The organism is Streptomyces sp. NPDC041191 (assembly GCF_055591945.1).
The window spans coordinates 1-6,428 of the sequence record NZ_JBVIZC010000025.1 but is presented as its reverse complement, the minus strand read 5'-3'; the positions used below and the strand labels follow the sequence as shown (position 1 = coordinate 6,428).

At 74.0% G+C, this 6,428-nt stretch carries 6 protein-coding genes; 3 read left to right on the top strand and 3 right to left on the bottom strand.

Features of this window, described 5'->3' with window-relative positions:
• Window positions 1–106 precede the first annotated feature (106 nt).
• The 3 genes from ACZ6AQ_RS28785 to ACZ6AQ_RS28775 all read right to left on the bottom strand — a co-directional run bounded on the left by ACZ6AQ_RS28785 (window position 107) and on the right by ACZ6AQ_RS28775 (window position 3,379).
• Window positions 107–1,153, bottom strand: a complete 1,047-nt coding sequence (locus ACZ6AQ_RS28785; RefSeq protein ID WP_468763691.1) for a hypothetical protein — start codon at window positions 1,151–1,153, stop codon at window positions 107–109.
• 241 nt (window positions 1,154–1,394) lie between these two features.
• Complete coding sequence (locus ACZ6AQ_RS28780; protein WP_468763690.1) at window positions 1,395–2,258, bottom strand: DUF3592 domain-containing protein; 864 nt, start codon at window positions 2,256–2,258, stop codon at window positions 1,395–1,397.
• A 26-nt stretch (window positions 2,259–2,284) separates the two neighbouring features.
• Window positions 2,285–3,379: a hypothetical protein gene (locus ACZ6AQ_RS28775; protein WP_468763689.1), complete on the bottom strand. Its 1,095-nt coding sequence runs from the start codon at window positions 3,377–3,379 to the stop codon at window positions 2,285–2,287.
• A 249-nt stretch (window positions 3,380–3,628) separates the two neighbouring features.
• On the opposite strand from ACZ6AQ_RS28775, the gene ACZ6AQ_RS28770 reads away from it, so the two are divergent.
• From ACZ6AQ_RS28770 to ACZ6AQ_RS28760, 3 genes are all read left to right on the top strand, one after another.
• Window positions 3,629–4,576, top strand: coding sequence for an ROK family protein (locus ACZ6AQ_RS28770; RefSeq protein ID WP_468763687.1), 948 nt, complete (start codon window positions 3,629–3,631; stop codon window positions 4,574–4,576).
• A 188-nt stretch (window positions 4,577–4,764) separates the two neighbouring features.
• A complete protein-coding gene (locus ACZ6AQ_RS28765; protein ID WP_468763685.1) occupies window positions 4,765–5,295 on the top strand; it encodes a P-loop nucleotide/nucleoside kinase family protein in 531 nt (176 codons plus the stop codon).
• Window positions 5,296–5,696: 401 nt separating this feature from the next.
• On the top strand, window positions 5,697–6,314 hold the full coding sequence (locus tag ACZ6AQ_RS28760; RefSeq protein ID WP_468763684.1) for a GOLPH3/VPS74 family protein: 618 nt from the start codon (window positions 5,697–5,699) through the stop codon (window positions 6,312–6,314).
• Window positions 6,315–6,428: the final 114 nt, after the last annotated feature.

Here is a 6,428-nt window from a genome sequence, read left to right as displayed (position 1 = left end):
CGCCCGGACGACCACGAGCGGCACGCGCCGCCACGGGCCACGGGCCGGCGCAGGGCAGGCTACGGACGCACCCGGACGCACGCGCCGGCCCCGGACCCGCCCGTGCCTACGCGGTGCCCTCGGCGGAGTCCTCTTCGACACCCTCCTCGGCGCCTCCGTCGGGGAAACCGGCCCCGCCGGGCTTCCCGTCGCCCGTCAGGGCTCCGGCGAAGCCGCCCATGATCTCCTCCAGATTCAGCTCGGTGGCTCCGGCCGGGGCCGTGGGCCTGGTGCCGGCGCCCACCCTCAGCACCAGCCCGAACTTCTTGACCTCGGCGCTCTCGGCCAGCTTGGCGAGATCGACGTACACCTCGGTCAGCTCACCGTTCTTGAGCGTGAAGTCGGCCGCGACCTCGGCGTCGGGGGCGTCCCGCAGGTCCGCGTCGGAGGGCAGGTCCATGCCGGGCGGCAGGTCCTCGGCGAGCGGGCGGATCTGGCCGACCATCTTGCTGACCAGCGTGCGGAACGGAGCCGTGGCGGTGATGTGCTCGGTGCCGTCCTTGCTCCCGGAGGTCTTGAAGCCGACCTCACGGGCGACGACCCCGCGCAGGGCCTCCAGGAGTTTCTTCTGGGCTCCGGCGTCCAGCGAGGTCTCCGGCGACGGCCCGGAGCCGGGCGCTCCGCCGTCGCCCTGGTCGGCCCGGCCCATCTCCCGGCCCACCTTCTCCAGTTCCCGGGTGCTGAACCTGCCCCACTCCCCCTCCAGCACCTTCTTGAGGCCCTTGGCCTCCGGGGGCAGCTCGTCGACGGGCGGCAGGGGGGAGCCCGTCGCCTTGGCGAGGGCGTCGGCGTCGGACCGGACGTAGACGTCGTCACCGATGACCCGGTACTCGAAAAGGTCTCCGGAGGGGTTGCTGACCTTCATGGCCATCCCCACGAAGTCCTTCTCCCCGGACTCGTCGAGCGGCTTCAGCGACTCCACCGTGAAGCTGATCTTCGCACCGCTGATCAGCTCGGCGAGCTCGTCGGGGATCTCCTCGCCGGGCTCCGGATCCGACTCGGCGTCCAGGTGCCCGAGGGTCTTCGCGTCGGCGTCCAGATCCAGCTCGAAGGAGACCGACGTCTTCTTTCCCAGCTTCTCGAATGCCTGGTCCAGCTTCTTTCCGGCGGACATCTGCTCCGCCGTGCCGCAGGCGGCCGAGCCCACCAGGACGGCGCCGACGACTGCGGTGGCGGTGAGGGTCTTGCGTATGGCGGTGATGATGCTCTCCTTGTGTCTCCGGCCACCTGAGTGACCGTTCAGGAGACTCGCACCTCCTCCCCAAGGTTGCCCCCGGCGCCCCGCCCTGTTCCCGTCGTGCCGGAACGTCCGGAGGTTTCGAGCCCGCTCCGGGTGCGCGCGGCCCCGCCGGGGCTCACCGCAGGAGGACCGCCCCCACCGCGGCCACCCCCGCGAGGACGAGGACCACGACGACGTGAATCGCCACGTCACGCCTTCCCCAACGGCGTTCGGCCGCGGGGTCCAGGGTGAAGTCGGCCGGGTCGGCGGGCGTGTGGTGGACCGTCACGTCACGGCCGTACGCGTCCTCGGGGTCCGGGAACGACGAGGTGCAGTGGGCCGTGACGACCGTGCCCTCGCGGGTGGTGAAGGACACCACCGGCGTGAGGGTGGTGGAGGTGCAGCCGTCCGCGTCGGTGTCGACGTCCTTGAGCACCGCGACGATCCGGCCCCGGACGGCGTCCATCGCGGCCAGCCGGCCGGCACGGCGGCGGCCCGCGCGTACGGTCCCGGGCAGGTGGGCGGCGGTGACGACGGCCAGCGGCCCGCCGGAACCGATCAGCGCCCAGGGCCAGCCCCGGTCGATCGCGGTGAGGGCCACCAGGCCGGCGCAGACCAGGAAGACGGCGAAGTTCGGCAGGGCGAGTCCACGGCTCGGCCGCTCGGGGGCACGGGAGAAGCGGTGGGCGTGCGGCCTGCCGCGCGGGTGGCTGACCCCGATCTCCCGGCCCGCCCACGCCACGGTGATCGACTCACCCCGGTCGCCGTCGTTCGTCACGGTGACCTCCTGGCCGGTGGCCGGATCACGGTAGGAGACGACCACCGCTATCCCGCCCTTCCGGGACCCGCCGTGCCGGGGCTCGCGCACCCGTACGATCCGGCCCGTCAGGCGGACCGTGCGCTGGGCCCCGGTCACCCCGGCCAGCGACCGTCCGTAGCCGGCGAGCGCCACCGCGCCCCAGGCCACGCACCACAGCGTCAGGCAGTCGTGCCAGTCCACGCGTCCCCCTTCCACGAGTTCTCGGATCATCCGCCGGTGCGCCGCAGGACCTTCCCCCGGCCGTCCGCCTCCAGTGAGCCCGTGCCACCGTCACCGGTCACGGTGACCCGGAGGGCGAGCGCGCCGGTGACGCCGTCGACGGTGATCTGCCAGGTCCGCGGGGCGCCGACACCGAGGGGGGTCCCGGCCTCCTCGACCAGGGCGGGGAGGCGCTCGTAGGGCAGGGAGCGCGGGTCGAATCCGGGGGTCGGGGTGCCGCCGGGCGCGAAGACGACCGTCAGCAGGCGCTCCTGGACGACGACGGTGAGGGCCCGGTGGTGGTTCCCGGTTTCGAGGAGCGAGTCGACGGCTCTGCGCAGTTCGCCCCGGTCGAGCATCGAGCGGCCCTGTCCCGGGACGACCGTGCCGATCGCCGAGGTCACGACCGCCGTGGACGTCGAGGAGGAGGAAGAAGCGGGGGCGGGCGGTTCGGGGGAGGCGCCGTCCGTGCCGGAGCCGAGCAGGTCCGCGCGCGACAGCGACAGGACCACGACGGCCGCGCCGAGCAGGAGCCCCAGGAGCGTGAGGAAACCACCGGCGCAGCCCTCCGGGCTCTCGCTCTTCAGCACCGGACCGGCCACCGGGTCCAGGGCGGTCGCGGCGGCCCGGTCCTCCCACCGGGGCGTCGGCCGCCTCACGATCCGCACCCGCCACGGGCGGTCGGGCGGGTACTCGACCACCACGGTGCCGCGCGGCCGGTGGTCGGGGAGTTCGGAGCGGTGGACCTCCTGCCGGATCTCCACGCGGTACGCGGGCGCCTCGTCCGGCACGACGGTCAGCACGAACCGCACCGGTACGTCGCTGTCCTCGCCCTGGGTCGCCTCCATGCTCTCGATCACCGCGAGCGCCGTGCGGGGCGCGACGGCCGCCTCCCGGGCGCGGCGCCGCGCGCCGGCGAGGAAGAAGACCGGTCCGCAGGCCGCGGGCAGGGCCAGACTCGCGACGATCAGCGGCGCCCTCCCGGTGGCGCAGCCGGCGACGAAGCCGGCCAGCGACGCACCGATGACACCGCCCGTCAGGAACCCGAGAGCGAGGCGCGCGGGCGTGTCGCGCCCGGGCGGCGCGCTCACGGTGGTCACCATGCGGTTGATTGTGCACGTCCCGGACGACGGCCGACAGCCCCGGGACGGCCTCGTGTTCACGGCGGTACCACCCCGGCCGGTACGGCCGTCGGCGGCCCCGGCGGGAACCTGGGCCGGCGGGCGGGGGTGCCGGGGCGTCCGTCCCCTCCTCACTGAACGCCGGCTGAACCGGACCACGTGGCTAGACAACGTTGTCATAGGCCGTGCACAGTGGGTTTCCGCTGTTCGTTTCGTTCCGGGAGGTCGGGCGTGAGGGTGTACGGAGCACTGGACATCGGGGGCACGAAGATCGCCGGAGCCCTCGTCGACACCGGAGGGCGCCTGGTCGCGCGGGCGCAACGGCCCACCCCCGCCCGGGAACCGGCCGCCTCGCTGATGGTCGCGGTGTCCGCCGTCCTCGACGACCTGGCGGCGCACCCGGCGTGGACCGCGCTCTCCTGCTTCGGGATCGGCAGCGCGGGACCCGTGGACACCGCGACGGGAACCGTGAGCCCGGTGAACATCCCCGCCTGGCGCGCCTTCCCCCTCGTCGACCGGGTGCGGAGCCATCCGGCGATGCCTCCGGGCCTGCGCCCCGTACTGGTCGGGGACGCCGTCGCGATGGCGGCGGCGGAGCACTGGACGGGAGCCGCGAAGGGGGTCGCGAACGCCCTGTGCATGGTCGTCTCCACCGGCGTGGGGGGCGGGCTCGTGCTGGGCGGGAACGTCCACGCGGGCAGGACGGGCAACGCGGGCCACATCGGCCACATCACCGTCGACCAGAACGGGCCGGTGTGCCCGTGCGGGGCGCGCGGCTGCGTCGAGCGGTACGCCAGCGGCACGGCGATCGCGACCCACGCCCTGGAGTCCGGCTGGACTCCCCCGGAGGGCTCCCCCGCCTCCGCCCGGGAGGTCGCCCTGTCGGCCCGCGCGGGCGACCCCGGGGCGCTCGCCGCCTTCGACCGGGCCGGGCGGGCCCTGGCGGCGGCCGTCGCCGCCGCCTCCGCGCTCGTCGAACTCGATCTGGTGGTGATCGGAGGCGGGGTCGCCCAGTCGGGCGAGACGCTCTTCGCGCCGCTGCGCCGCCACCTGACGTCGTACGCCGTGCTGGACTTCACCCGCGACGTCCCGGTGGTGCCCGCCGGGCTCGCCCTCGACGCCGGCCTGATCGGGGCGGCGGCCGTCGCCGCGAACGCGACGGGGCCCGTCTTCTCCTGACCCCGGACCGAGGAAGGCGAGAAGTCGCTCACCGGACCCGATGGGGAAGTCCCGGTCGGCCTCATCCACCTGCTCCTGAACCACCGGCCCCGAGTTCCGCGTCCGGACCAAAACCGCGGACGAGCCCCTCGGGTCGTCTCGTCCTGTGTTCGAACAGCGTTCCTGACCCGGAAGAATAGGGTCGGGCCATGATCGTATGGCTCAACGGAACCCACGGCGCGGGCAAGACGACGACCAGCACGCTGGTGCAGCGGCTGATCCCGGACTCACGGGTCTTCGACGCCGAGAAGGTCGGCGAGACGCTCATGGACATCTCGCCGGGACTGCCCGCGACTGACAACTTCCAGCACTGGCCGCCGTGGCGGCCGCTCGTGGTCGAGACCGCCCGCCACGTCCTCGACTACACCGGCGGCACCCTGGTGATTCCCATGACCGTCCTGATCGAGCGGTACTGGCGCGAGATCCGCTCCGGTCTCGCCCGGCACGCGATTCCGGTACGGCACTTCGTCCTCCATGCCGACCGGGAGACCCTTCGCGCCCGCATCGCGGGCGACACCGTCACCGGCCCCGACTCACCGTTCCGTCTCGCCCACCTCGAGCCCTACGCGGAGGCGGCTCGTACGTGGCTGCACGACGAGGCCGAGGTCGTCGACACCACACGTCTCACGCCCGACCGGGCCGCCCTGCGGATCGCGAAGGCCGTGAAAGCCGGAAAGTGATCACGGGTCTCCGCCTCGGCCCCGTCTTCTCCGGCGGTTCAGCGCCTCGCGTGGGTCGTGGCGGGCCGAACCGGCAGAGAAAATCACGTCCGAGGAGGGTTCCAAGAGCGGACGAGACCCCGTCGACCGGAGCGGTGCGGAAGCGGGGCGGACTTGCGCCGCACGGAGACGCGCCTCGCGGAGCCCCGGGGGAACGGGGCCCCGTCCCCGGGCGCGACGTGGTGTCCCGGTCCGGGGCCGCGCTCTCGACGGGACCACCCTGCGGTGGCGGACGGCGTCCGGCGATACTGGTCGTGACAACCGCCCCGCCGCCGGGCGGGCTTCGAGCGTGGTCCCGGCGGTGGGACCGGACGCGGCCCGGGAAACCGGGCCTCCGCCGATGCCTCCGAGGGGAGCCGTTCATGACCACGGCGAAAGACCTGTTCATCACCGCCATGGACCGGGGGCCGGAGCGCGCCGTGGGCCAGGGTGACCTGTCGCTCGCGCTCGCGGGGGCCGAGTTGGTCGACCTCATCGGCGCGGGAGCCGTGACCGTGGAGGACGACCGGATCGTGCCGGGCGGTTCGTCGGCGCCGGACGACCGGCTCCTGGCCGAGGCCCTGGCACTGCTCACCTCGCGACCGCCCCGCGAGCGGATCGAGGACTGGCTCTGGCGACGGGGCCGGGACCTCTCGGCCGCGTACCAGACCGCTCTGGAGGAGGACGGCGAGCTGGAACGGAAGCACGGGGGCCTGCTGTCCTTCGGTCCGGAGCGCGTGGAACCGGTCGACACGCCCGCCCGCCGCCGGGCGGCCGACCGCTGGGAGGAGGGAGAGCCCGTCCTGGTCTCCCTCGCCTCGGCCGTGGGCGTCGGTGACGGTGACGGTGACGAACGGGACGGGGGCGAGCCCGACCCCGGCGACGATGCGGTGACGGTCGTGGTGGCCGCCGTCCACGACGCCGTGATGGAGCTGGAGGCCGTACGCCAGAGGCGGACCATCGAGAGCGCGGCCTTCGCCAACGTCTGGCGCGGACCGTGAACCGGGCCTCGACGTCAGGGGCGGAGGCGGCGGAGGAGCGTCGGCGTGCCGGAAGCGCGGGTCCGGCCCTCTGGCGGCCGACGGGACCGTGATCACGGGCGGTGCCGTTCTCCC

Coding starts and splice junctions, on each gene's coding strand:
- ACZ6AQ_RS28785 (WP_468763691.1), bottom strand. CDS start 1,153: ATGTCCGCCGGAAAGAAGCTGGACCAGGCATTCGAGAAGCTGGGAAAG.
- ACZ6AQ_RS28775 (WP_468763689.1), bottom strand. CDS start 3,379: ATGGTGACCACCGTGAGCGCGCCGCCCGGGCGCGACACGCCCGCGCGC.
- ACZ6AQ_RS28765 (WP_468763685.1), top strand. CDS start 4,765: ATGATCGTATGGCTCAACGGAACCCACGGCGCGGGCAAGACGACGACC.
- ACZ6AQ_RS28760 (WP_468763684.1), top strand. CDS start 5,697: ATGACCACGGCGAAAGACCTGTTCATCACCGCCATGGACCGGGGGCCG.